The sequence below is a fragment of the Methylophaga sp. F-2 genome (genome assembly GCF_056859315.1).
Map to the genome: position 1 here is coordinate 32,982 of NZ_JBSXOF010000015.1, position 21,766 is coordinate 54,747.

A 21,766-nucleotide genomic window follows, 5' to 3' on the forward strand; every position below is an offset into this window, starting at 1 on the left:
TCCGTATATTGGGTGTCATTAGCAGAAGACTCACTGACTATTAAATAAATAGTCACTCTTCACCAACCAATAAACAGGATCTTAAGTCTAGAACAATGGAATCTATCTATCAGCAAATCATCAGCCGTAATCCGGGAGAACCAGAGTTTCACCAAGCCTTATATGAAGTGCTTGAAACCTTAACCCCGGTATTAGAACGTCATCCTGAATATCACGAACAAAAAATTATCGAACGCTTATGTGAACCTGAGCGACAAATTATTTTCCGTGTTCCCTGGGAAGATGATGATGGTCAAATCCACATCAATCGCGGCTTTCGTGTGGGCTTCAACAGTTCGCTTGGCCCATACAAAGGTGGCTTACGTTTTCACCCAAGCGTCACGCTGGGCACCATCAAGTTTCTCGCTTTTGAACAAACCTTCAAGAATGCACTGACGGGTCTGCCTATTGGCAGTGGTAAAGGCGGTTCTGACTTTGATCCAAAAGGTAAATCGGATCGTGAAGTTATGCGCTTCTGCCAAAGCTTTATGACTAGCCTTTATCGTCATATTGGCGAATCAACTGATGTGCCCGCCGGTGATATTGGTGTGGGTGCCAGAGAAATTGGCTATCTATTTGGTCAATATAAACGTATTACTCAACGTTACGAAGCAGGTGTTATTACCGGTAAAAGTCCAGGTTGGGGCGGCACGCTCATTCGTAAAAAATCGACAGGATACGGCGCCGTATTCTTTTGTGAAGATATGCTCAGAGCAGTTCATGGAGAAGAACTAAAAGATAAAATTGCTCTGGTGTCGGGCTCGGGTAATGTGGCCACTTATGCGATGGAAAAGCTCCGCGCTTCAGGTGCAAAAGTCATTGCTTGTTCTGATTCGGGCGGTGTCATCATCGATCAAAACGGCATCGATGTGGATGCCATTATTCGTATTAAAGAAGTCGAAAGACAACGAATCTACACCTATCTCGATAGTCATCCAGATGCTGAGTACATCGAAAACGGGAATATCTGGGACATTCCCTGTGATATCGCCATGCCCTGTGCCACCCAGAATGAACTGGAAGCCGAAGATGCTCAAAAGCTGGTCGATAATGGTTGTTTAGCCGTATGTGAAGGCGCCAATATGCCCAGCACCCCGGAAGCCATTAAGATTTTGCAGAAAAATAATGTCGCGTTTGCTCCCGGTAAAGCAGCCAATGCCGGCGGTGTCGCATCATCAGCTTTAGAAATGCAGTTGAATGCTACGCACAGTAGTAGCTATGAATATAGTGAAGATCGTTTGCATGAAATCATGAACCATATTCATAAAACCTGCTGTCAGACGGCTGAAGAGTTTGGTGAGCCACATAACTATGTGCTGGGCGCAAATATTGCCGGTTTCAGACGTGTGGCGAATGCAATGTTGGCGTTTGGTCTTATATAGAAAAATGGGCCAGTCCAAATTAGGCTGGCCCATTTGTTTAAAACAATTTCTTAATGCCTGTCACAATGGATAACACAATCACTCCAGCAATTAGGCCGACACCACCGTTAAATAACACGGGCATCATAAGCTTCATCACTGCGCCCATCGATGTATTCAATACCTCTAATAGGTGGTGTAAAAAAGGTAACCCATGCACCAAAATACCACCACCGACTAAGAACATGGCGATCATTCCTACTACTGATAGAAACTTCATCAACTTCGGTGCAAGAAATAGAATGACCTGACCCAGCTTGCGCTGGAAACCATCAAACTTGCTACCGCCCTGACCATACTTAATTAAGGCCAGACCAGCATCATCGAATTTGACTATGCCAGCTACCAGGCCATATACGCCTGAGGTCATCACAATGGCTATCAAAGACACGACAACAGCTTGCGTTAGAAAAGTCTCCCCCTGCACAACACCAAGAGCAATCACAATAATCTCAGCAGACAGAATAAAGTCTGTTCTGATCGCCCCTTTTATTTTTTTGCGTTCATAGGCTTTGATGTCGACGTTTTCATCTGTGGTAGCTGCGGCCAGTTTTTTCTTATGCTCGTTATCACTTTCTTCATGTGGTAACCATTTATGAGCCAGCTTTTCCATACCTTCGTAACAAAGAAACAAACCACCGAGCATTAATAAGATGGTTACACCAATGGGGAAAACAGCACTAATAACTAAAGCCAATGGCACTAAAATTAACTTATTTAAATACGAGCCTTTGGCGACGGCCCACACCACGGGCAACTCGCGTTTGGGGTCTACCCCAGTTACTTGTTGTGCATTGAGAGCGAGATCATCACCTAACACACCAGCTGTCTTCTTGGCAGCGACTTTTGTCATCAATGAGACATCATCAAGTAACGATGCTATGTCATCCACCAGCGCTAATAAACCGACACTTGCCATCTTGTCTATCCCAATAAAATTTTGTTGCAATAGCCTATGTGTTTAGCGGACAGCTGTCTATGAGCTGCTAAATTGCAAGCAAGAAAAAGCCACGACTCTCATCATGGCTTTCATGTTATGAACAGGGGTTATTAGGCTTCGACTTTACGTCTCACTAAAGCAAACAGGCCTAATGCTGGAGCCAATAACCACACGGCCGCAGGAGCAGTTACTGAAGATAGGCTTGGGGCTGGAGCGTCAAAAAGCTGAATGATCAGGTTCGAAGGCATCGTACCTTGATTCAATCGACCACCGAAATTTTCAATAATTGATGCAAGCCTTGTTGAGTCATTCGCAAAACTTGCAGAATTTGTAAGTGATAAATCAAAACGTTGCATGGGAATTTCTACCGACGCAGCTTGAGCTGTACCGATATTCATCAACAAAAATGTTGTCGCTAAAAGTATTTTTCTCATTATTTTAGTTCCTTCTTCTTGCAGCCCAGCCCTCTTATTTTTGGTAAGAACTGTGGCTTTCCATAACCTGGCAACCTGGCTCACACCAGACTTGGTGTATTTCAAAATCACTTTGGCATTGTTTTCGAGGAGAAACCTCAGATAAATTTCTGCAAACATTAAAGTCGGTTTAATCAAATAAATGCTGAGTCAGCATGCATAGAGCTGGCTTTCCGCAAAAACATAAAACTGACCTAGGCTAGCTATAAAAGTTCATGAATAAGTGACATAAACGCTTGGGCAGCTGGGCTCGGCCCTTGCGACCAGATCATATAGAGAGCGCGTTTTGGTGCCTCTTTTATCGGTATCGCTTTTATACCAGAAAAGTTTGCTGCAACAGGCTCCGGTACAATGCCATAAGCAAGGCCGCGAGCTACTAACTGTTCGATCAAACTGATGTGATCAACCACAAACTTTACATTTGAAGACAGCCCAGCACTGAGAAATGCCTCATCGGTCTGACGTCGAGCACTGCTATCTTTAGGGTAATTCACCATCGGCTCTGAGGCCAATTGGTGAAGAGATAATTCTTTATGCTGACAAAGGGGGTGACTCATTGGCAAAACGGCAACAAGCGCTTCTTCGGCTATACGAATATATTCATAGCCTGATAGCACTTCATCCAGCCAAAGACCGATAAAGGCAACATCCAAGCGATGATTCAACACATCGGCAATTAGTCGTTCACTGCCTGCGGTTTTTAAGCCAACCTCGACATTAGGATAACGCTGATGGAACTGGGCTAATGAGGAAACGATATCCACCGCTGTCATCGCTGAAATCATGCCAACATTCAAACGACCTGAGACAAGCCCTGAAGTCGCAGTTACGTCCACATAGATTTTCTGTACAGCGTCTAAAGTCCGTTTTGCCTGCTCAACAAACGCCTGCCCAGCTAGAGTTAAAGAGACTTTTCTTGATGTTCGTTCAAATAAGACAACACCCAGTTCTTCTTCCAGTTTTGCAATCTGATGGCTTAACGCTGACTGAACCGTATGACACCGCTGTGCCGCCAGAGTAAAGCTGGACTCTTCAGCGATAGCGACAACATATTCAATTTGCCTGAGATTCATTTATCTATCTCTTTTTAAGATGACTCTTATGATAACAATACATTTGAATCATCAATATGAACACCGCATAGTATGCCTAACTGACTTAGTAAATGATCTTTATGACAAAGCAACAAACGGTATTAACTCAAGGTCTGGTTTTACTGATGGCAACGGCCACCGGTATTGCCGTAGCAAGTAATTACTACGCCCAACCGCTACTGGATACAATCGCTTCTGAGTTTGGGCTAAGCCACTCATCAGCCGGCAATATCGTAACTACGGCACAGCTCAGTTATGGCATTGGCTTACTATTTCTGGTGCCTTTGGCGGACAGGCTAGAGCGCCGCAAGCTCATCATCGTGATGAGTCTATTTGCCACTATCGGCTTGCTTATCAGTGGCTTTTCAACCAATCTGCCATGGTTATTACTTGGTACTGCGATAACCGGTCTCAGCTCCGTTGTTGCTCAAGTTTTACTTCCATTGGGAGCAACGCTGGCCTCTGACCAACAGCGTGGCAAAGTGATTGGCACCATTATGGGTGGATTATTATTAGGCATACTGCTAGCTCGGGTCGTTTCCGGCGGTTTGTCCAGTATGGGTAGCTGGCGTTATATCTATTGGTTTGCATCTGTAGCTATGTTCATCACAACATTAGCTTTAGCTCGCTTTCTACCGTCTTATCACAATAACAATGATATGAGCTATCGGCAGATATTGGTGTCTGTGTTTGGTTTATTTGTGAAAGAACCTATACTCCGTTATCGCTCAATTCTCGGCATGTTGTCATTCGCTCTTTTTAGTATGTTCTGGACGCCTCTTGCCTTCTTATTAGCCAAGCCACCTTATGAATATAGCGATGCCACCATCGGTTTATTTGGGCTTGTCGGCGTAGCAGGAGTATTTGCTGCCACATGGGCAGGAAAGTTAGCAGATGCTGGTAAAGGTGATCTGGGTACACGGCTGGGTTTACTGAGTTTATTAGTGAGTTGGGTAATTCTTTTCAATGCACCAATCTCACTTGTTGCTCTTTTAATCGGCGTATTACTTCTGGATTTAGCAGTACAGCTAGTCCACGTGAGTAATCAAAATAAGATTTATGCTCTACATCCAGACATTCGCAACAGACTTACCTCTGCATATATGACTTGTTATTTTATTGGTGGTGCATTTGGTTCCTGGTTTTCTGTGATGCTGTATCAACATTATGAATGGACGGGTGTAGTGATGGGTGCAACGGGGATCGCACTGATTGCCTGTATTCTGGATTTCACGGTGCGAAAGCATACTCTGAAGTAAGCACTTACAATGAATTTAATACTTGGTTGTTTAGATATTAGATGACCATAAATACAGACTCGCTTGTTTAGCCAGTATCGAGAGCGAGTAAACGGAATCACAGGCTCTGGCAGCCGCGCCATAACAAACATGTAGCGGTAATAAATGTTCTTCTCTGGGGTGACAGTAGCGTGCATGAGGCGCCTCTTGCCATTGTTGGAAACGTGCCCTTCTCTCTTCTTCAGTCATATTCTGACTGGCGCAAGTTTGCATCAGCCAATCTTCAAAAGATTGATTCATTTGTTGATGCACTAGATCCTCTTTTGTGAAAAATGCGCGCATATTATGGAATGAAAAACCGGAGCCAATAATTAATACATCTTCATCTGCACAATCAGCAATAATCTCACCGATCCTTATATGTAGATCTGGATCCAACCCTTTCACTAAAGAGACTTGAATACAAGGAATATCAGCTTCGGGATACATAATCATCAAAGGCACAAACACCCCGTGATCGAGTCCCCTTTCATCCTCTAACTCAGCATCGATATGCGCTTTTTGTAGTGTACACACTATTTTTTCTGCTAACTCAGGTAGGCCATTACAAGGATATTTGAAGTTATAAGACTCTTCAGGAAAACCATAATAATCGTAAAGTAAATCCGACTTTTTTTGATGAGTTACCCTGACATGGCGGGCTTCCCAATGTGCACTCACCACAATAATCGCTTTTGGCTTTTTGATCCGTTCAGTAATTTGAGTGAGCGTCTCCACCAACTGATGATGCGTTGGATCACCTAATAAAGGTAAAGGACCACCGCCGTGTGAAATAAAAACAATATCCGCCATCACTCAACCTCAATAAACCATTTTGGCTTCATTCTGCCAAAGTCTGTTCTGATGGGTGATTTCAAACGTTTAGCTGAATCAATCACAATAGCATCGTCGCCTTGGCGTATAAAAATGGTCCAATGCCAGAAGGCATTTCCCGCTTTTTCATGCCATTTCAACGCAATTAGTGCTTTTTCAGGTAATTTATCCCATGAATCAAAAGCTGTTTGTTTCTCGCTGGCAGAGATATTTAACGCAGATAATAACTGTCTGACATGGGCCGTTTCAGACCATAATGTTTTATCCTCAGCATAAATGCCGAGCGAGTTTGCAAGTTGCTTAGCCTCGGCATAACTTATCTGAGCAAGATTAGCGCAGGCGGCGATACCACAGCCCGTAGTCTCTTCCTGCACTATTGCCCAGTAGTTTGACTGTGAATTCATGTCGTTGTCTTATCAGTCTTCATCAGGGAGATAATGAGCATAAGATCGGCACACCTTACCTGATGGACCAAAGTGTAGAACCTCAGCTGAAATACCACTGATACCATCGTAAATAAGTGTCAGGCTGCCCGCACCACATAAAATATGCTGAAGCTTAAAATGTAATGACGGATATTTTTCCAGGCCTTTCGCCCAGTAATCACCTATCACTTTTCTTCCCTTAAGCTTACCCGAGGGTTCCCCCATTAATTTCACAATCAACGGTGACGTCATTTCAAAATCATCATCATAATGCGATAAAATTTGCGTCAGATCGTGACTATTCCATGCCTCAATCCACTCATGTGCAAATTGCTCAGCAGCGTTTTTATCCATCAGCTATTCCTAAAACAAAAGTTACTGACCTATGAAGTAGCTTGGACAAAAATGATAGAAGAAAAATTGCTCTGTCAGAATAAACAGGGCAATAAATGTATGAATTAGGCTTTTTTAACAAACTCAGATTTGAGTTTCATCGCGCCGATACCATCAATTTTACAATCGATATCGTGATCACCACCTACCAGACGGATATTTTTCACTTTGGTACCCACCTTCACCACCGCAGAAGATCCTTTTACTTTCAGATCTTTAATGACTGTGACGGTATCTCCATCCTGCAGAACATTACCGTTTGAATCACGAATGACACCTTCATCAACAGACGCATTACTCTCAGCTTCCTGCCACTCATGGGCACACTCAGGGCAGACAAACATGGCTTGATCCTGATAGGTGTATTCAGAACCACAGGCAGGACAATTAGGCAGATCGCTCATAAAATTTCCAGATAAACAAAAGGGTTATTCTAACCGATATCAGACCAAAAACCTGATTTATCTGCATAAAAAAAGGCCCCTTTTCGGAGCCTTTCATTCTCAAACAATACTATTTAGAAATGATAGCGAACATTACCCGTAATGTTACGACGCTCTGCATAACCACAATCTTGTCCGGCACCACGACACCAAGCTGTATACACTTCATCGGTCAAATTATGTGCATTAACGGTAAAGTCCCAGTTTTTATATGTATACCCTACCATTGCGTCTACAAGAATTTCTGATGGAATATATGGTGTACCGAATCTACCAGTTCGACTACCCAAGTAACGTACTCCAGCACCTAAACGCCAATCAGTTCCTATATATATTTTGTTCCACCATGAAGCATTTCGTTCAGCAACTGATGCAAGACGGTCTCCATTGCCATCATCAGCATGAAGTTGAGTATAAGCTACCTGTGTTTCAAAATTGTCCCAGCGTTTGTTAGCTTGAATCTCCCAACCGTCGACAGTGGCGCCAGTTTGAGAAACCCCGCCAGGTGTTGAACCCTGCTCTACACGATTTTGTTGAGTAATATCAAAGTAAGCGGCTGTGATAGCTAAACTACGGTCATCTGATAAATATTTAACACCATATTCACGCTGCACACCCGTTGTCGGTTCTAAGGTCCCGCCAGCCCCATCAGTACCCAAGTTCATCACAAAGGCTTCGGTATAACTGGCATAAGGTGAAATACCATTGTCGAAACGATACATTAAACCTACCCGACCTGTATTCACTTTCTCATTACTTTCTGTGTCCGGACCGGTCTCGGCTAGAGAGATATTTTTTGCCCAGTCGTGGCGTAATGCAGCTGAAACAACTACTGGACCAATCTCCATTGAATCGGCTACATAAACACCGGTTTGTTCAATTCGATTATCATCGAGATTAGAGTAAGAAATAACGCCACTTTGTAAATTACCGTATTGCGGGTTGTAAACATTAATTGTGCCACCCAACCCCAATCTTAAGTTACTATCATACCCATAAAAATAATTATCTTCTTCATAGGTGGCTTCCTGGCGATCTAGTCCAAAGACTAAGGTATGTTTCGTCATACCCAAATCAAAAATACCTTCCAGCCTTGCATCAAAATTCAGTGCACGCACCTCTTTATCGACCGTGTAGATAGTGCGATTTACGGTACCGTCCGCTGCCGGCACAGATGGAATATCGACCCAGTGTTCACGAGTCCAGCTTTGTGACTCTAAATAACGAGCAACGGCAGAAAACTTCCAGCTGTCATTAAAGCGATGATCAAACATTGTCGTAAATGAGGTCATCTCGGTATCGTATTTATCCCAGCCAGGTTCCCCAACGAAAGTATCAGTATCGATATGACCTAATGGGCCGTCGTATAAAGTACCTACTGAGGGTAAAAACTGGGTTGAGACAACGCTATCTGTCTTCTGACGAGTAAATAACACAGATAAATTCGTATCATCATTAATTCGCCAAGTGAGTGAAGGCATAATTAAAAAACTATCATCATTTACATGATCAACCTGTGTATCACTATCACGCGTAACACCCACAAATCGATACAAAAGTTGACCATCTTCATCAACCGGGCCAGTCACATCAACACCCAATTGTTTACGATTATGAGAACCATATTGCGCCCAGACTTCACCTTGCTGTTCAGCTTTAGGCATTTTTGAGTTCATATTCACAATACCGCCTAAGTCACCTTGACCATAAAGCGTTGCTGAAGGACCTTTTAATACTTCAATGTTTTCCAGTGCATAAGGGTGGATACGCACGGTATTGTAATAACCATAGTTGTAACGCAAACCATCAACATAGGATGACGGATCTAGTCCTCGAACTTTGGCTGAATCAATACGCGTATCAAAACTGCCGCCAACATAGATACCGGAGGTATAACCTAATGCATCCTGAATCGAGTTAGCCCCAAGATCTTCCATGAAATCATCTGATATCGTGGCAATAGAAAAGGGTGTATTTTCTGCTGAAACACTCATTTTCCCAACCTGGGGTTCTTTTTCCAGATCAATATAACCATTCTTTTGTTTATATTGACTCGAGGTCACTTCCACGCGAGGCAAATCAACACTGTCTTCAGATTGAACAGGTAAACTCGCCAGAATCAGGCTGCTTAACAATAGAAAAGAGGAGCCAGGCCGAAGAGCCGTGCTATTGACTTGTTTCATATTAATTTTCCGTAAACTAAATAACAATGATTATTATTTATATTAATTTACGGAATTTAACGTTTTCTGTCAAAGTGAAATATGACTATTACAAAGTTGAGCTCGGTTTTGTTAACTGATGATTGCTCGCCTACGATCTATTTAGGTCTTCTCAAGCTGACGCTGTCTCTTCTATTTTTCAGCCTTGCCTGCAAACACCTTATCTTGTCCTATTCAGCCAACTGAGGTCTTTGCTCAAGGACGGTAGCACTGACTAGCATAATTTATGGTGTATTTTGTCTGCAAATAAAAATAGTTCTCATTATAATGTAGACTGTCTGTAAATTTATGATCTGAGTCGCAGGTGAAAGACACTATGAATCATCCAAGCTCTGCCATTGACTATTTATATGTAGATAATCTCAGCTGGCTGAGACAATTGATATATCGACGTATGGGCTGTAACGAATTGGCTGCTGATTTAGCACAAGACACCTTTCTACGGCTATTACGCAAGCCCCAAGAGTTCGATAGTCAGGAAGGTATTCGCGCTTGGTTGAGTCGGGTTGCTCAGGGTTTATGTGTGGATCATTGGCGCCACCAGGAAGTGGAAAGAACCTGGTTGGAAACCCTTGCCGCGCAGCCCGAAGTTCATGCTTTATCTGCCGAACAACAGGCCATCCTCGTTGAGACGATATATGAACTTGATTCCATGCTGAGCAGGCTGCCAGAAAAAATTATGCAGACCTTTCTGTTATCGCAGTTGCACGGCAAAACCTACCGCGAAATTTCTTCCGAAATGGGCATCTCAGAACGAACCGTAAAAAATTATATGGCAAAGGCAATGTCACTTTGCTTACGTGTTCAACTTGAATTAGAAACCAGCCAATAAACTGAAATGAGCCAGTTCAACGTTGAAAATGAATTACCAGACTTCGACATACTGGAAGAGGCTGCCAGTAGGTTTGCACATCTGGAATCAGCAGAAGCCACTGAAGAGGATCACCAGCGTTTGAAAGCATGGCTGTCAGAAAGCCCTGCCCATCAACATGCCTGGCGTTATGTTGAAAAAATTAGTCAACGCTTTTCCATTATTCATCAAGAGAATCAAGTAAATAACACTTCTAACACGCTCTCAAAATTACAGCAGCATACACTTGGAAGACGTGCCCTGCTGCGCAGCCTGTTATTTGCCGCTGCAGTAGGTGGCACCGGCTTAGTCAGCTGGCAATATCCACCGCTGTCTTCTATGGCTCGGGCAATGCGTGCCGATTACCGTACCGGCATTGGCGAGCAAAAAGACATTATTTTAGCCGATGGTAGTCATATTTGGCTGAACACTAACACAGCCATCAATATTGACTATAACCAGCAGCAACGACATATCGAACTTGTTCAAGGCGAAATCCTGATAGAAACAGCCCCGGATCGTCAGCAGCGTTCTTTTTGGGTTAGTAGCCAACAAGGTCAAATGCAGGCGCTTGGCACACGTTTCAATGTCTATCAACAAGCAACAGAAACCCAATTAACGGTTTATGAAGGCCGCGTTGCAGTGAAGACTAAAACACAGCAGCACATTCTGGCTGCAGGCAAACAGGCTATCTTCGCTGATACCGGTGAACTTCGGCTATCAAACGCGAACATTCAGCAAAGTGCCTGGATTAAAGGGGTGATTGTTGCTGATCAAATGACGCTGGCTGAACTCGTCGAACAGCTTGGTCGATACCATCGTGGTCATATTGGGGTTTCCCCGGATGTCGCCACTTTAGCCGTTGTTGGCAGCTTTCCTACCCAGGATCAAGCACGTGTTTTATCGATGCTAACAGCCTCTTTACCCATAAAAGTTCGCTCACTCTCACCATGGTGGGTCAGTATAGTGCCTGCGAATTAATTATTAAAAAATTTGCCCTTTTTTCAGACTCATTCGTTTCCTCTGTTAATAACAACCTTAAAGAGGAACACTATGCCTGCTAAACAACGTTTCATATCATCAAGCCTCAAGGCTTTACCGCTACTCATCATGCTGGCATCTACTTCTGTTATGCCTTCAACAGCTATAGCTGATGATGTAGCCGAACAACAAACAACCCCAGCAAAATTAATTCATTTTAATATCCCGGCAGATAATTTAAGTAAGAGCCTGAACCTTTTTTCAGCTCAGTCAGGTATTTTCCTGAGTAGTGATGGTGCTCTCACAAAAAGCAAAACAAGTGCGCCGGTTAATGGTCAATATACGGCTGAACAAGCCTTGCAAGCGCTTCTTGCGGGTACACAGTTATCTTATCGTTTTATTGATGCTAACACTGTGACGCTGCTTGAACAGCAACAACAAGAACAGGCTGTACATGATTTAGCCCCGCTTGTTGTTATGGGAACGGACCTTAATCGTTATGAATTCGATATCGCCGGCTCTGCGACTGGCTTTGATACGGACGTGAATGAGTTGCCTCGTTCAGTACAGGTGTTACCAGAGCAGCTTATTCTGGATCAAAACGCCACTCATCTGGATGATGTGTTACAAAATGTGGCGGGCATTACTCGTGCTCATGGTTTTGGTGGCGTTGAGACTCAGGTCAATATTCGTGGATTTACCAATAACCGTCTATTTGTTGATGGAAACCCGGTGAGTAACCGCCATAACGTCGATGTAGCCACCATTGACCGTGTGGAAGCCATTCTTGGGCCAGCCTTTGCATGGTCAGGTCAGTCCCGGTGGTTTAATTAATATCATTACTAAAAAGCCACAAACCATTAAAAGCAATAGCCTTCAAGCTGATTTTGATGAACATGGCCGCCGTAAACTGACCTTGGACAGCACCGGACCACTGAATGATGTTCTCCAATATCGCTTGATTGTCGCAGGTGAAGACTCAGAAAGTTTCCGTGAAACACAAACTGTAACCGGTGATCATCGTGCTGATATCAGAGGCCTGACTATCGCACCTTCATTTAGTTATACCCCGGATGCAAACAATACCTTTACCTTGAGTTTATTACACGTTGATCAAACATTACCGATTGACCGTGGCACGGTTGCCGTCGCCGATGCCAGTGGTGAATTGCACATTGCGAATCTTCCAGAAGAGCGACGACTGGGAAGTCAGTTTGATGAGCGTGACAGCACAGAAAAACAAATTCAGTTTGATTTTGACCATGAGTTTGATAATGGCTGGAAAAACCAATTAAAGCTGGGTTATTACCAGAAAAAGTTTGATGATTACCAGGCACGACCATTACGTGGACTGAATGATAGCTGGACTTTAGGTACTGGGCCAGTTGATATAAGTAATCTATCTGCAATTAGAACTTCCGCTAATGGCGCGGCTGTACAAGCAAACGGCCTGCTGATTCGTACGGCTGATTCCAATCTGGATGTCACAGAAGATGACTTCTTTATTTCTAATAGTCTGACCGGTGATTATCGTTTTGGCGATATTGATAATACACTTTATATCGGTGCAAACCTGCACAAACGCAATATCCGTCATACTGATGGGTTTGCCATGCAAAATATATCCGGTAGCCTGTATGCACCCTATCTTGATGTGATTGATATCTATAGCTCAAATAACCCAGCCTATACTAAACAATCACAGACTAGCGTCAGTAAAAATGATGCGGAATATACCGAGTACGGACTGTCTATTCAAAACCTGGCTTATTTGACTGACCGCCTGAATCTACTAGCAGGGCTTCGTTATGATCGGTTTGAAATTGAACGTAATGACAAAATTTATTACCAACAAGGCGCCAACCTACTCTTCACTAAACTCGATGATCCTTTAGCAGTAAATATCAAAGGCGATAATCATAATGTGAGTGGTCAAGTAGGTCTGTTATACCATCTCACCGATGCCTTTTCTGTATATGGTTCCTGGTCTGAGTCATTTACCCCTAACTACCCTGATGTCACCGCAGGTCAGATCAGTGGTGAAAATAGCATGGCACCGGAAGAAGCCACGCAATATGAAGTGGGTATTAAATCGAGCTTTTTGGATGACAAAGTGCGAGTTACGGCTTCGCTGTATCAATTAACACGTGAAAACGTAATGACATTCGAGAACCTGCAAGCCAGACTCAACGGGGAAGAAGAAACCAAAGGCGTCGAATTAACCACGACCATGCAATTTATACCTGGTCTGAATATTCTCGCCTCTTATACTCATATGGATAGTGAAATTATCAACGATAATGATGATACAAAAACGTTAGAGGGTAATAGCCCATACGGTATTCCTCAAAACAAAGCCCGAGTTTGGGGCTCTTATGAGTTTCAACAAGGCATATTAAAAAGTTTCGGTTTAGGCTTAGGTGCAGAATACGTCGGAGCTCGTTATGGTGATGATGAAAATAGTTTTAAAATACCGAGCTATACCATCCTCGATACTGCAGCCTGGTATTACATTCCGATGGGGAAAGACAAACAGTTACGCTTACAGGCAGGCATCAAAAACCTCACCGATAAAACCTATTATCCAGCAAACTTAGGCAGCCCATATCGTATCAATGTTGGTGCACCCAGAACCGCCTACATCTCAGCACGACTGGAATTTTAAAAGGTCCTTGGTGAAAACGAGATAAGCTAAGCAAAACGGCAGGCACGCTCCCTCCGAAAAAAAGGAAGCGCCCTGCCGTTTTTTATGGTTTCAAACAGCCGTCGGTTCTATTCACTATGCCATAGCATCCGTTAACTTGTTATAAAAGCCCATATTCTTTTGATACTGCTCAAATGAAATCATACTGTGGTTATATTGATACTCCACACTCTCAATAATCTCTGAAACCGCCGCACCATAATCATAGTCGGGGCTGGCATAAGGGTTAACCCAATTAGGGTCACCTGGTTCACGGCCAATATTTGCTAACCCTACGGCAAAAATCATGTGAGTTGGAATGTCCATAATTGATAGCCCATCAGAGGCTTCTTCCCAAGCGGCTTTAAATGAAACCGGGGCATTGTCCGGAGGGAAAGTAAGCATATTACCCTCACCAATTGTGGTTAGGCCGTCATTATTTAAATCTCGTGTATGGCCGGGAGCAGTCAATAGATTAGCCGCCCCTTCATCAGATAACACCGAAATGTTAATAGGCTCAGCCAAGCTATGAGCCTGCCTGACTATATCCAGTTCATCAGCAGATAAACTTCTCAATGCCGCTTTCGGATCATTGGTCTGCTGCACTTTTTGCAGAATACTCTGGAAGGTTTCTACGGCATCATCCGACATTTTTCGTTGATGCATTAGGGCAACCGACTTATCTGATAAGGTGGCAATATTTGCCGTTACATCTCGTGATGATTGGCTTGAAATGGTCATTTTATGTCCTCGTCCTGGAGTTCAATGACAAATTTGCAATCTCAGTGCCAACCCTCTTCAGTTTATGTCGGCAGACTTGGCAGGGATGGCGTCCAGATACTTTAAAACAAGATCGGGGTTATAGCTGCGGATTACATGCTTATTCACTACTAATAGTGGTACGCCTCTCCCACCTAGCGCTTCAAAATTACGTTTGGCTTGTGCCGACTTTTCAATATCCAGATCATCATAAGCAATATTTCTTCGTGCCATAAAGGCACGCATTTTTGCACAGTAACCACACCATTCTGTGGAATACATCGTCACATAAGTGGCGGGTAAATAAGAGTAATCTTTAGGCGGATAAAGGACATCTTTTATCGTAGGCCACTGCTGGAAGAGTAAAAAAACAGCTACAAACAGCAGAAACTTTTTCATTGAATCACTGGCACTTTAGCCTGCCAGCTCGCAGGTAAACGTATCACTAGCTGGTAACGGACTTTGTGCCAAAAACCTGATAAAAGTAATAAAGAAAAACCAATAAAAACACCAACATAAGCAAAACTATCTCCAGCCAGACCATAGGTATCTAATAGTTTCGTTAATGCCACCAGCACATAGACTAACGCAGATACCATAAATGCCCGGCGATCGATCACCAATGACACCAATGTCAGCAGAATATAGAAGCCCATGATCAAAGCCAGAGTCGCACTGCTATGTTGACCATCAAAGATACCTAAAGTAGAAAATATCGGATGTACAATCAGTGGGGCGGCGGTCAGATGTAACCAAAAGGCAACATCGGATTTACCGGTCACGCGTTTTAAATCTGCCGAGTCCCATTGCATAGCCACCATAAATACCACCAGGCCACCGCCGAACATTAACCAACTCAAATAGTTCTTTAATATCGGGAAAAGAGAAACCAACAGCGAGACGATAAAGACAACTGCAGATGCTGTGCCAGCAGCGACCGTTATCGGCACTTTAAACCGCTTCCAATGACACCATGCTGCAATAGCGGCAATCGAACCCGCCAGCATAAAACCATTCTCTGAGGGTAAACCCAGCGCTAAAACAACGGCAGCAAATATACTGCCGACAAAACTCACTAACAAAAAGATACCGGGCAGCGCCATTTTTCGTTTTAATACAAAAAACTCAGTCAATCCCCAGGACAATACAGCCACCACCACCGCAGCTAATGGTGCACTAATGCCTTGTAAAACCCAGCCCGTGGATAACAATAATAAAGCACAGGCCATCAATACAAAGATATCGTTAAAACTGGACACTAGTTTGAAATCTTCTTCATCTGCAAAGTGGGTATTACGCCGTTGCAGTGCATCTTCGCGGAATTGTTCAACAGCTGAAGCAGTAAATATTCCTTTCTCTACCGCTTGTTCCAGATCATTATCGGTGTACATTGTTTTCCTTCATTGTCGCGCTGGCTTCTGCTCTAAAGCTGAAAATAGACTACTCAAATCGATTACTGAGTGGCTTGTTCATCATAGGCTTGCTGGGCTTCGATAACATGCTCGATATTGCCTTCCGACCAATTTCTTATGCCCTCCAGCAATTCAATCAACGTTTTTCCAAGTGAGGTTAATGAATATTCCACTTTCGGAGGCACTGTCGGATATACCTGACGACTCACCAAACCATCTCGCTCAAGTCCACGTAATGTCTGGGTCAGCATTTTCTGAGAAATACCGTCCAGTTCGCGCCGTAACTCACCAAAGCGTTTTGTTTCTTCAGCAAGTGCACCAACAGTGAGCACTGTCCACTTATCAGCAATACGATCGAGTACTAAACGGGTCGGGCAGTGTTGATTATAAACATTCCATTCAATCATAAATCATTGTTTCTCTTAATTAGTTACTTTTTTGTATGTATATAACTATAAAGTGCCTTCTTGCGGAAAGATACTGTCAAACATAATATTTGTCCTGTCAATGAAATGCAACTAAGAGGACATCATTATGCAACGCTATTTCTTACACATTCTCATAATAACAACCTTACTTTTTAATGGAGCAAGTGCCATGGCTGACACAGCAACTAAAGCAAACTTAACCTTACTGAGCAATTTTGCTGGCGAGGTTTTTGTTAATTAAAGATCTATCAAACCTCAATAAATACATGAAAAAAGATTATATTCAGCATAATCCAGCGGTATCACAGGGCAGTGAAGGATTTAAAACGTTTTTCAGTAACTGGTTCACAGCTATTCCGGACTTTAACTACGAGTTAAAAAACATCATTGCAAATGATGAGTATGTTTGGGTATACGGCACATATTCTGGAACACATGATAATGAATGGTTAGGTATTCCAGCGACACATGCCAAGTATAAGTTTGATGCGATTGATATTTTCAGAGTCGAAGATGGTCAATTAGCAGAGCATTGGGATGTTATGGACTTACATACCTTATTCACTCAGTTACAAGTTAAGTAATCTTATAAAAAAGCAGGGTCTGGGCTCTGCTTTTTTCTTTTTTTAATTAAGTTTATTAGCGACTAATCTATTTCGGCCTTGCTGTTTCGCCTCATAAAGTAACTCATCGGCTTTGGCTAAAATTTCTAGCTCATTCATTCCCTGGGGATGTAGGCTGACCAGGCCAATACTGGTAGTTAAGATCGGCTTGGTAGGTGAGTGTTCATTTACAATCTGTAATCTCTCTATTTGTATGAGCAATTCTTCTGCTAATTTTACCGCTTCCGTATGCTCGATATCTGTCCATATCAATGCAAATTCCTCACCGCCATAACGTGCGCACAGATCACCTGGTCTTCGGCAAAAATCACTCAACACGGCAGAAAACTCGACTAGTACCTCATCTCCCTTTTGGTGACCATAGGTATCGTTAAGTAATTTGAAATGGTCAATATCCACCATGGCTAGGGTAAAAGGTGTTTGAGATCGTCTACAACGACGCCACTCTGTTTTCAGAAAGGTATTGAAATATCGGCGATTGGCTATTTGTGTTAACGCATCTGTTCGAGATAATGAGCGCGCCAGATCTTCTGAGCGTTTTCTCTCTGTAATATTGTGGTGTGTGAGTAGTAAGAAGTCCGCATTTTGAAAATGGAACATGACAACACGTAACATAAACCAGCGTTTTTCAGTCGGGCTGTGACAAGGATATTCATAATAAAACGTCGGCTCCTCACCATGAAGAACAGAATAAATCCCCTTACTGACGTCTTGTCCCATCTTGTCGCCATTTCGGCCTGAGGTATTACAAACGTCTAAGTAGTTCAACCCTACCCAGTCGGTGATTTCTGAGCCATTCTGTTCAGCAAATGTATTCCAGTATTGATTACAAAATACAATCTCTCCCTGCCTGTCGAGCACCACAATTTGCTCAGGCAATGAATCTAGAACCGTTTTAAAAAAATCAGAGTTTTCAATCACTCATATTGCCCTCAATACTAGCTCAGGGTTGTACCGAGACACACATGGCAGTTACCTATCAGCAAGATAATGAGATAGTAGTCTTAGCTTTACGAACGCACAACGCCTCTGGGATATTAGGGGCGTCTTTATTAGCATGAATTACAACCAACCTTTACGTTTGAAATACAGGTAAGGTGCCATACCCGCAGCAACCATCAGACCAATCGCCATGGGATATCCATAGTGCCAATCCAACTCAGGCATCACATGGAAGTTCATGCCATAAATACTGGCCACCAGCGTTGGCGGTAAAAATACTACCGCTGCAATAGAGAAGATTTTAATAATCTGAGCTTGTTGAATATTGATAAAGCCCTGTGTCGAGTCCATCAGGAAGTTGATTTTATCGAACAGAAAGGTGGTGTGAGACATCAAAGTCTCTAAGTCGCGTAAAATTTCATACAAGGTTTCACGAGACTCAGTTGCCTCACGTAAATTTCTGAGCAAGAAGGAAATATCACGCTGGGTATCCATCAGACAGAGACGGATTTTTCCATTACTGTCTTCCAGTCTGGCCAGTTGGCTGATGCAGTCTTCCAGATCAGCCGCTTCATCTTCCAGCACTAAATGACTGACCCGTTCCAATTCACGATGAATATCTTCCAGATTATCGGCATGGTTTTCGACTTTCTGTTCCATCAGGGTAATCAATAACTCACGTGGTGTTTTACAGCTAATTTGCCCGCGACGCGCACGCATTCGTAACAGACGGAAATCACTCAGCTCACCATCACGAATCGCCACCAGCCGATCTTCCTGCAAGATAAAGGCAACAGAAACTGTGTGATGTCGCCCCTCTGAATACCCCAGAAATAGAGAATGCACGTGCAGACCATCCTGATCGGTAAAACAGCGTGCAGACGCTTCGATTTCTTCGACATCATCGACATCAGGGACTTCGTCACTAAACAATGTTCCGAGTAATGCGCGCTCATCATCGTCGGGTTCAAGCGCATCAATCCAATCAGCTTCTCGTAATTGGGAAGCAGAAATATCTCCTTCAACAGGGATTTCTTTGATCAGACCTTGTGCGATTTTGTACAGACGAAGCATGCGTACTCCTCATTGCTTGTATTAAGGCGGGTGAGAGAGAAGCATTGTAACGTAATGCATGCTTAATGCCGATGACTTATCTATTTATCGCAACTTAAATAACTCCTGATGGAATTGGTCCGCTCGAAAGCCATGTTTGATAAAGTCTTTACGGATAGCCTCACCCAATGCCGGCGGTCCACAAAACCAGATGCTGGCAATACGCCAATCAGGCACTGTTTCACGGATACGCTCGGCATCCAGTAAGCCATCTTTTTCATCAATCAGTAAATGTAAGTTCACCTTTGATGCTTCTACATCGGCTGATAGCTTTTCTTTGATGGTATCGTTGATATGCATCGTAGGATGAAAGAAATCGATAATTTTACCGTCAGGCTGGTCTACCAGTCGTTTCATGCGGGCAATAAAAGGCGTCATACCAATGCCAGCTCCCACCCAGATTTGGCGTTGTTGATCATCATTAAAATCAAACTCACCATACGGCCCTTCCATGGTGATCGGCATGCCAATAGTTAAACGTTCACTCAAGCGACTAGTGTGATCGCCCAAAGCTTTGATAACAAATCGTATCAAACGGGTATCAGGATCCCAGGCAGAAGCAATCGTATAAGGATGCGGCCCTTCTTTTTTATCCGACATTGCAAAGGCAAACTGCCCTGCTTTATGCCCAGGCCACCCTTCATCCATTCTCACCGTCACTTCCATCAAACGCATGTCTTTATGATGTTCAAGAGAAGTGATCTCACCATTAACTTTACGTTTGGCGCCAACCCGCTCCAATAACACCCATATCGCAGAAAATGTTCCACTTGCCAGCAATACCGCCATTAACCAACCAATCGGTTGAGACCAGTAATCGAAATTGAGCAAAATAATGGCATGAAAGACAAACAATAAATACGTAACAGCCAACAATGTATGTGTTTTAGCAAACCAGCGATAAGGGAAGCGCTTAATTAATGCTAAAACGATCAGCAATGCAGCCGCGTAAAAAGCCCACTCACCAATGGTTTCCGCCAGCCCTCGCTGTGAACGAAATAACCCTTCCCAAAAACCCAAGTCCGGACCATTTCCTCGAGGTCGACGCTCTGGTCGTTCAAGCCAGCCCCAGCCGACCATCCACTTGGTACCTTTTGCGAACCACCAATGCGACACCGCAAACACTAATGCACTAATCCCCAACCACTTGTGCAGACGGTACATTTTATCCAGACCATTAAAATACGGCTCAACCCATTTCGGCCTGAGAGCAAGCAACATGGCCACGCTCATCACCACGATGGCAATTACACCGCTATATTGAACAAATACCCTGCGAAAAGAAAAATAGCTGAAGGGATCAGGTAACAAGGTATCAGCCAATAACCACAACCCTGTGGGCACCAACAAAATTATCAGTAAGGCATATTTAATCTTTTTCATAAAACTCAATCATTCGTTAAATCAATCGCGCGAATATAAACGAGGCAAGGTTAAGGGAACGTTAACAAGAACCATTATTATTTATAAATTATGTAAATGCATTGATCTAAATCAGACGATTCACTCAGCAAAATAGCGTCAGCTTTATTACAATGGTTCAATTCACGCATCAGCGTGCTCAATAGAAAACAACATAGGATCGACACATGAAAGGCAGCCCAAAAGTTATTGAGTTACTCAATACTCTACTCGCAGGCGAACTGACGGCTATGGATCAATACTTCATTCATTCACGTATGTATGAAGACTGGGGCCTGACTCGCCTCTATAACCGCATCGCCCATGAAATGCAGGACGAAACCGAACACGCTGACCAAATGATCAAACGTATTCTGTTTCTGGAAGGCATGCCCGACCTGACACATCGCGAACCACTTCATGTTGGTCATACCGTCAAAGCCATGCTGCAAAATGATTTGGATTTGGAATACGCCGTCGTCAAAAACCTGCGTGATGGCATTGCGCTATGTGAAGCAGAAAAAGACTACGAAACCCGCGAAATGCTGAAAAAGCAACTTGAAGATACCGAGTTGGATCATACCCACTGGTTAGAACAACAACTTGGCCTGATTGAGAAAATGGGTCTGGAAAATTATCTACAAGCCATGACACTGGCGGAAGCGGAGTAATTCTCGGTAGGCTGGATACGCTCTCCAAGCTCGCCCATTTCGCCTTGGTGGCAAGTCAGGGAAATGCTTGCCCATTTCCCTAACAACCCTAGGGAACCCGATAGGGCACCCCACCGTGCTGGCCTACGGCTCCACTGCGTTGCTCACTTTATCTGGTGATTGGTCAAAACTCCCTTCGGTCAGACAATAACCAATCATGATCCAGATAAACCTCTGCTACTCGTCAGCACAAACGGGGGATTTTGGGAACAATATCGAGTCTGGAAAGTATTGAGGTGCCCTTTGCGCAGCCGAGCATCGGAAATCAGTTTGGATCAAACACGACAAGTGTCTGAGCGCAGC

23 protein-coding genes are annotated in these 21,766 nt (G+C 43.5%); 8 read left to right on the plus strand and 15 right to left on the minus strand.

From position 1 onward, the window contains the following. Positions 1-95 precede the first annotated feature (95 nt). Positions 96-1,421: an NADP-specific glutamate dehydrogenase gene (gene gdhA / locus AC13DA_RS02465; protein ID WP_284451449.1), complete on the plus strand. Its 1,326-nt coding sequence runs from the start codon at positions 96-98 to the stop codon at positions 1,419-1,421. 37 nt (positions 1,422-1,458) lie between these two features. Here gdhA and AC13DA_RS02470 read toward each other — a convergent pair whose 3' ends face one another. The 3 genes from AC13DA_RS02470 to AC13DA_RS02480 all read right to left on the minus strand — a co-directional run bounded on the left by AC13DA_RS02470 (position 1,459) and on the right by AC13DA_RS02480 (position 3,946). Next, a complete protein-coding gene (locus AC13DA_RS02470; protein ID WP_284723479.1) occupies positions 1,459-2,379 on the minus strand; it encodes a DUF808 domain-containing protein in 921 nt (306 codons plus the stop codon). 131 nt (positions 2,380-2,510) lie between these two features. Further along, positions 2,511-2,993 (minus strand): hypothetical protein, encoded by a 483-nt coding sequence (locus AC13DA_RS02475; protein WP_284451447.1) that lies wholly within the window; start codon positions 2,991-2,993, stop codon positions 2,511-2,513. 83 nt (positions 2,994-3,076) lie between these two features. Next, positions 3,077-3,946, minus strand: coding sequence for a LysR family transcriptional regulator (locus AC13DA_RS02480; RefSeq protein ID WP_284451446.1), 870 nt, complete (start codon positions 3,944-3,946; stop codon positions 3,077-3,079). Positions 3,947-4,047: 101 nt separating this feature from the next. Between AC13DA_RS02480 and AC13DA_RS02485 the strand changes: the two genes are divergently transcribed. Further along, positions 4,048-5,226 carry an MFS transporter gene (locus AC13DA_RS02485; protein WP_284451445.1) on the plus strand — a complete coding sequence of 393 codons (1,179 nt, stop codon included), beginning with the start codon at positions 4,048-4,050 and terminating at the stop codon, positions 5,224-5,226. A gap of 30 nt (positions 5,227-5,256) precedes the next feature. On the opposite strand, the gene AC13DA_RS02490 is transcribed toward AC13DA_RS02485, so the two are convergent. The 5 genes from AC13DA_RS02490 to AC13DA_RS02510 form a co-directional block, all read right to left on the minus strand. Further along, positions 5,257-6,057, minus strand: a complete 801-nt coding sequence (locus AC13DA_RS02490; RefSeq protein WP_284451444.1) for a DODA-type extradiol aromatic ring-opening family dioxygenase — start codon at positions 6,055-6,057, stop codon at positions 5,257-5,259. Further along, entirely contained in the window at positions 6,057-6,482 is a 426-nt protein-coding gene (locus tag AC13DA_RS02495) for a hypothetical protein (protein ID WP_284451443.1), read from the minus strand. Before AC13DA_RS02495 ends, AC13DA_RS02490 begins: the two co-directional genes overlap by 1 nt. A gap of 12 nt (positions 6,483-6,494) precedes the next feature. Further along, entirely contained in the window at positions 6,495-6,857 is a 363-nt protein-coding gene (locus tag AC13DA_RS02500; RefSeq protein WP_284451442.1) for a nuclear transport factor 2 family protein, read from the minus strand. Between the two features lie 104 nt (positions 6,858-6,961). Further along, entirely contained in the window at positions 6,962-7,300 is a 339-nt protein-coding gene (locus AC13DA_RS02505) for a zinc ribbon domain-containing protein YjdM (protein ID WP_284451441.1), read from the minus strand. Positions 7,301-7,413: 113 nt separating this feature from the next. After that, positions 7,414-9,522: a TonB-dependent siderophore receptor gene (locus AC13DA_RS02510; protein WP_284451440.1), complete on the minus strand. Its 2,109-nt coding sequence runs from the start codon at positions 9,520-9,522 to the stop codon at positions 7,414-7,416. Positions 9,523-9,877: 355 nt separating this feature from the next. Here AC13DA_RS02510 and AC13DA_RS02515 point away from each other — a divergent pair, with 355 nt between their 5' ends. The 4 genes from AC13DA_RS02515 (at position 9,878) to AC13DA_RS02530 (ending at position 14,057) form a co-directional block, all read left to right on the plus strand. After that, positions 9,878-10,393 carry a sigma-70 family RNA polymerase sigma factor gene (locus AC13DA_RS02515; RefSeq protein WP_273179360.1) on the plus strand — a complete coding sequence of 172 codons (516 nt, stop codon included), beginning with the start codon at positions 9,878-9,880 and terminating at the stop codon, positions 10,391-10,393. A gap of 6 nt (positions 10,394-10,399) precedes the next feature. Beyond that, entirely contained in the window at positions 10,400-11,392 is a 993-nt protein-coding gene (locus AC13DA_RS02520) for a FecR family protein (protein WP_284451439.1), read from the plus strand. 72 nt (positions 11,393-11,464) lie between these two features. Further along, positions 11,465-12,226: an STN domain-containing protein gene (locus AC13DA_RS02525; RefSeq protein WP_482945844.1), complete on the plus strand. Its 762-nt coding sequence runs from the start codon at positions 11,465-11,467 to the stop codon at positions 12,224-12,226. Beyond that, positions 12,180-14,057: a TonB-dependent siderophore receptor gene (locus AC13DA_RS02530; RefSeq protein WP_482945845.1), complete on the plus strand. Its 1,878-nt coding sequence runs from the start codon at positions 12,180-12,182 to the stop codon at positions 14,055-14,057. Before AC13DA_RS02525 ends, AC13DA_RS02530 begins: the two co-directional genes overlap by 47 nt. Before the next feature lie 114 nt (positions 14,058-14,171). Here AC13DA_RS02530 and AC13DA_RS02535 read toward each other — a convergent pair whose 3' ends face one another. From AC13DA_RS02535 to AC13DA_RS02550, 4 genes are all read right to left on the minus strand, one after another. After that, a complete protein-coding gene (locus AC13DA_RS02535) occupies positions 14,172-14,816 on the minus strand; it encodes a hypothetical protein (protein ID WP_284451437.1) in 645 nt (214 codons plus the stop codon). Positions 14,817-14,873: 57 nt separating this feature from the next. Next, the gene (locus tag AC13DA_RS02540; protein ID WP_284451436.1) at positions 14,874-15,233 is read right to left on the minus strand and encodes a glutaredoxin family protein; all 360 of its coding nucleotides are present in this window, start codon (positions 15,231-15,233) and stop codon (positions 14,874-14,876) included. Beyond that, positions 15,230-16,225 carry a hypothetical protein gene (locus tag AC13DA_RS02545; protein ID WP_284451435.1) on the minus strand — a complete coding sequence of 332 codons (996 nt, stop codon included), beginning with the start codon at positions 16,223-16,225 and terminating at the stop codon, positions 15,230-15,232. The genes AC13DA_RS02540 and AC13DA_RS02545 overlap by 4 nt, the downstream gene beginning before the upstream one ends. Before the next feature lie 62 nt (positions 16,226-16,287). Next, the gene (locus AC13DA_RS02550) at positions 16,288-16,653 is read right to left on the minus strand and encodes a winged helix-turn-helix transcriptional regulator (protein WP_007144148.1); all 366 of its coding nucleotides are present in this window, start codon (positions 16,651-16,653) and stop codon (positions 16,288-16,290) included. A gap of 251 nt (positions 16,654-16,904) precedes the next feature. On the opposite strand from AC13DA_RS02550, the gene AC13DA_RS02555 reads away from it, so the two are divergent. After that, entirely contained in the window at positions 16,905-17,258 is a 354-nt protein-coding gene (locus tag AC13DA_RS02555) for an ester cyclase (protein WP_284451434.1), read from the plus strand. A 42-nt stretch (positions 17,259-17,300) separates the two neighbouring features. On the opposite strand, the gene AC13DA_RS02560 is transcribed toward AC13DA_RS02555, so the two are convergent. From AC13DA_RS02560 to AC13DA_RS02570, 3 genes are all read right to left on the minus strand, one after another. Continuing rightward, complete coding sequence (locus AC13DA_RS02560) at positions 17,301-18,218, minus strand: sensor domain-containing diguanylate cyclase (RefSeq protein ID WP_284451433.1); 918 nt, start codon at positions 18,216-18,218, stop codon at positions 17,301-17,303. 141 nt (positions 18,219-18,359) lie between these two features. Continuing rightward, on the minus strand, positions 18,360-19,313 hold the full coding sequence (corA, locus tag AC13DA_RS02565; RefSeq protein ID WP_284451432.1) for a magnesium/cobalt transporter CorA: 954 nt from the start codon (positions 19,311-19,313) through the stop codon (positions 18,360-18,362). Positions 19,314-19,397: 84 nt separating this feature from the next. Beyond that, entirely contained in the window at positions 19,398-20,735 is a 1,338-nt protein-coding gene (locus AC13DA_RS02570; protein WP_284451431.1) for a ferredoxin reductase family protein, read from the minus strand. Between the two features lie 206 nt (positions 20,736-20,941). On the opposite strand from AC13DA_RS02570, the gene bfr reads away from it, so the two are divergent. Then, entirely contained in the window at positions 20,942-21,424 is a 483-nt protein-coding gene (bfr, locus tag AC13DA_RS02575) for a bacterioferritin (protein ID WP_284451430.1), read from the plus strand. Positions 21,425-21,766 lie beyond the last annotated feature (342 nt).

Coding starts and splice junctions, on each gene's coding strand:
- AC13DA_RS02545 (WP_284451435.1), bottom strand. CDS start 16,225: ATGTACACCGATAATGATCTGGAACAAGCGGTAGAGAAAGGAATATTT.
- AC13DA_RS02470 (WP_284723479.1), bottom strand. CDS start 2,379: ATGGCAAGTGTCGGTTTATTAGCGCTGGTGGATGACATAGCATCGTTA.
- AC13DA_RS02540 (WP_284451436.1), bottom strand. CDS start 15,233: ATGAAAAAGTTTCTGCTGTTTGTAGCTGTTTTTTTACTCTTCCAGCAG.
- AC13DA_RS02535 (WP_284451437.1), bottom strand. CDS start 14,816: ATGACCATTTCAAGCCAATCATCACGAGATGTAACGGCAAATATTGCC.
- AC13DA_RS02550 (WP_007144148.1), bottom strand. CDS start 16,653: ATGATTGAATGGAATGTTTATAATCAACACTGCCCGACCCGTTTAGTA.
- AC13DA_RS02490 (WP_284451444.1), bottom strand. CDS start 6,057: ATGGCGGATATTGTTTTTATTTCACACGGCGGTGGTCCTTTACCTTTA.
- AC13DA_RS02500 (WP_284451442.1), bottom strand. CDS start 6,857: ATGGATAAAAACGCTGCTGAGCAATTTGCACATGAGTGGATTGAGGCA.
- bfr (WP_284451430.1), top strand. CDS start 20,942: ATGAAAGGCAGCCCAAAAGTTATTGAGTTACTCAATACTCTACTCGCA.
- AC13DA_RS02480 (WP_284451446.1), bottom strand. CDS start 3,946: ATGAATCTCAGGCAAATTGAATATGTTGTCGCTATCGCTGAAGAGTCC.
- AC13DA_RS02485 (WP_284451445.1), top strand. CDS start 4,048: ATGACAAAGCAACAAACGGTATTAACTCAAGGTCTGGTTTTACTGATG.
- AC13DA_RS02570 (WP_284451431.1), bottom strand. CDS start 20,735: ATGAAAAAGATTAAATATGCCTTACTGATAATTTTGTTGGTGCCCACA.
- AC13DA_RS02495 (WP_284451443.1), bottom strand. CDS start 6,482: ATGAATTCACAGTCAAACTACTGGGCAATAGTGCAGGAAGAGACTACG.
- AC13DA_RS02510 (WP_284451440.1), bottom strand. CDS start 9,522: ATGAAACAAGTCAATAGCACGGCTCTTCGGCCTGGCTCCTCTTTTCTA.
- AC13DA_RS02505 (WP_284451441.1), bottom strand. CDS start 7,300: ATGAGCGATCTGCCTAATTGTCCTGCCTGTGGTTCTGAATACACCTAT.
- AC13DA_RS02475 (WP_284451447.1), bottom strand. CDS start 2,993: ATGTTTGCAGAAATTTATCTGAGGTTTCTCCTCGAAAACAATGCCAAA.
- AC13DA_RS02520 (WP_284451439.1), top strand. CDS start 10,400: ATGAGCCAGTTCAACGTTGAAAATGAATTACCAGACTTCGACATACTG.
- AC13DA_RS02515 (WP_273179360.1), top strand. CDS start 9,878: ATGAATCATCCAAGCTCTGCCATTGACTATTTATATGTAGATAATCTC.
- corA (WP_284451432.1), bottom strand. CDS start 19,313: ATGCTTCGTCTGTACAAAATCGCACAAGGTCTGATCAAAGAAATCCCT.
- gdhA (WP_284451449.1), top strand. CDS start 96: ATGGAATCTATCTATCAGCAAATCATCAGCCGTAATCCGGGAGAACCA.
- AC13DA_RS02525 (WP_482945844.1), top strand. CDS start 11,465: ATGCCTGCTAAACAACGTTTCATATCATCAAGCCTCAAGGCTTTACCG.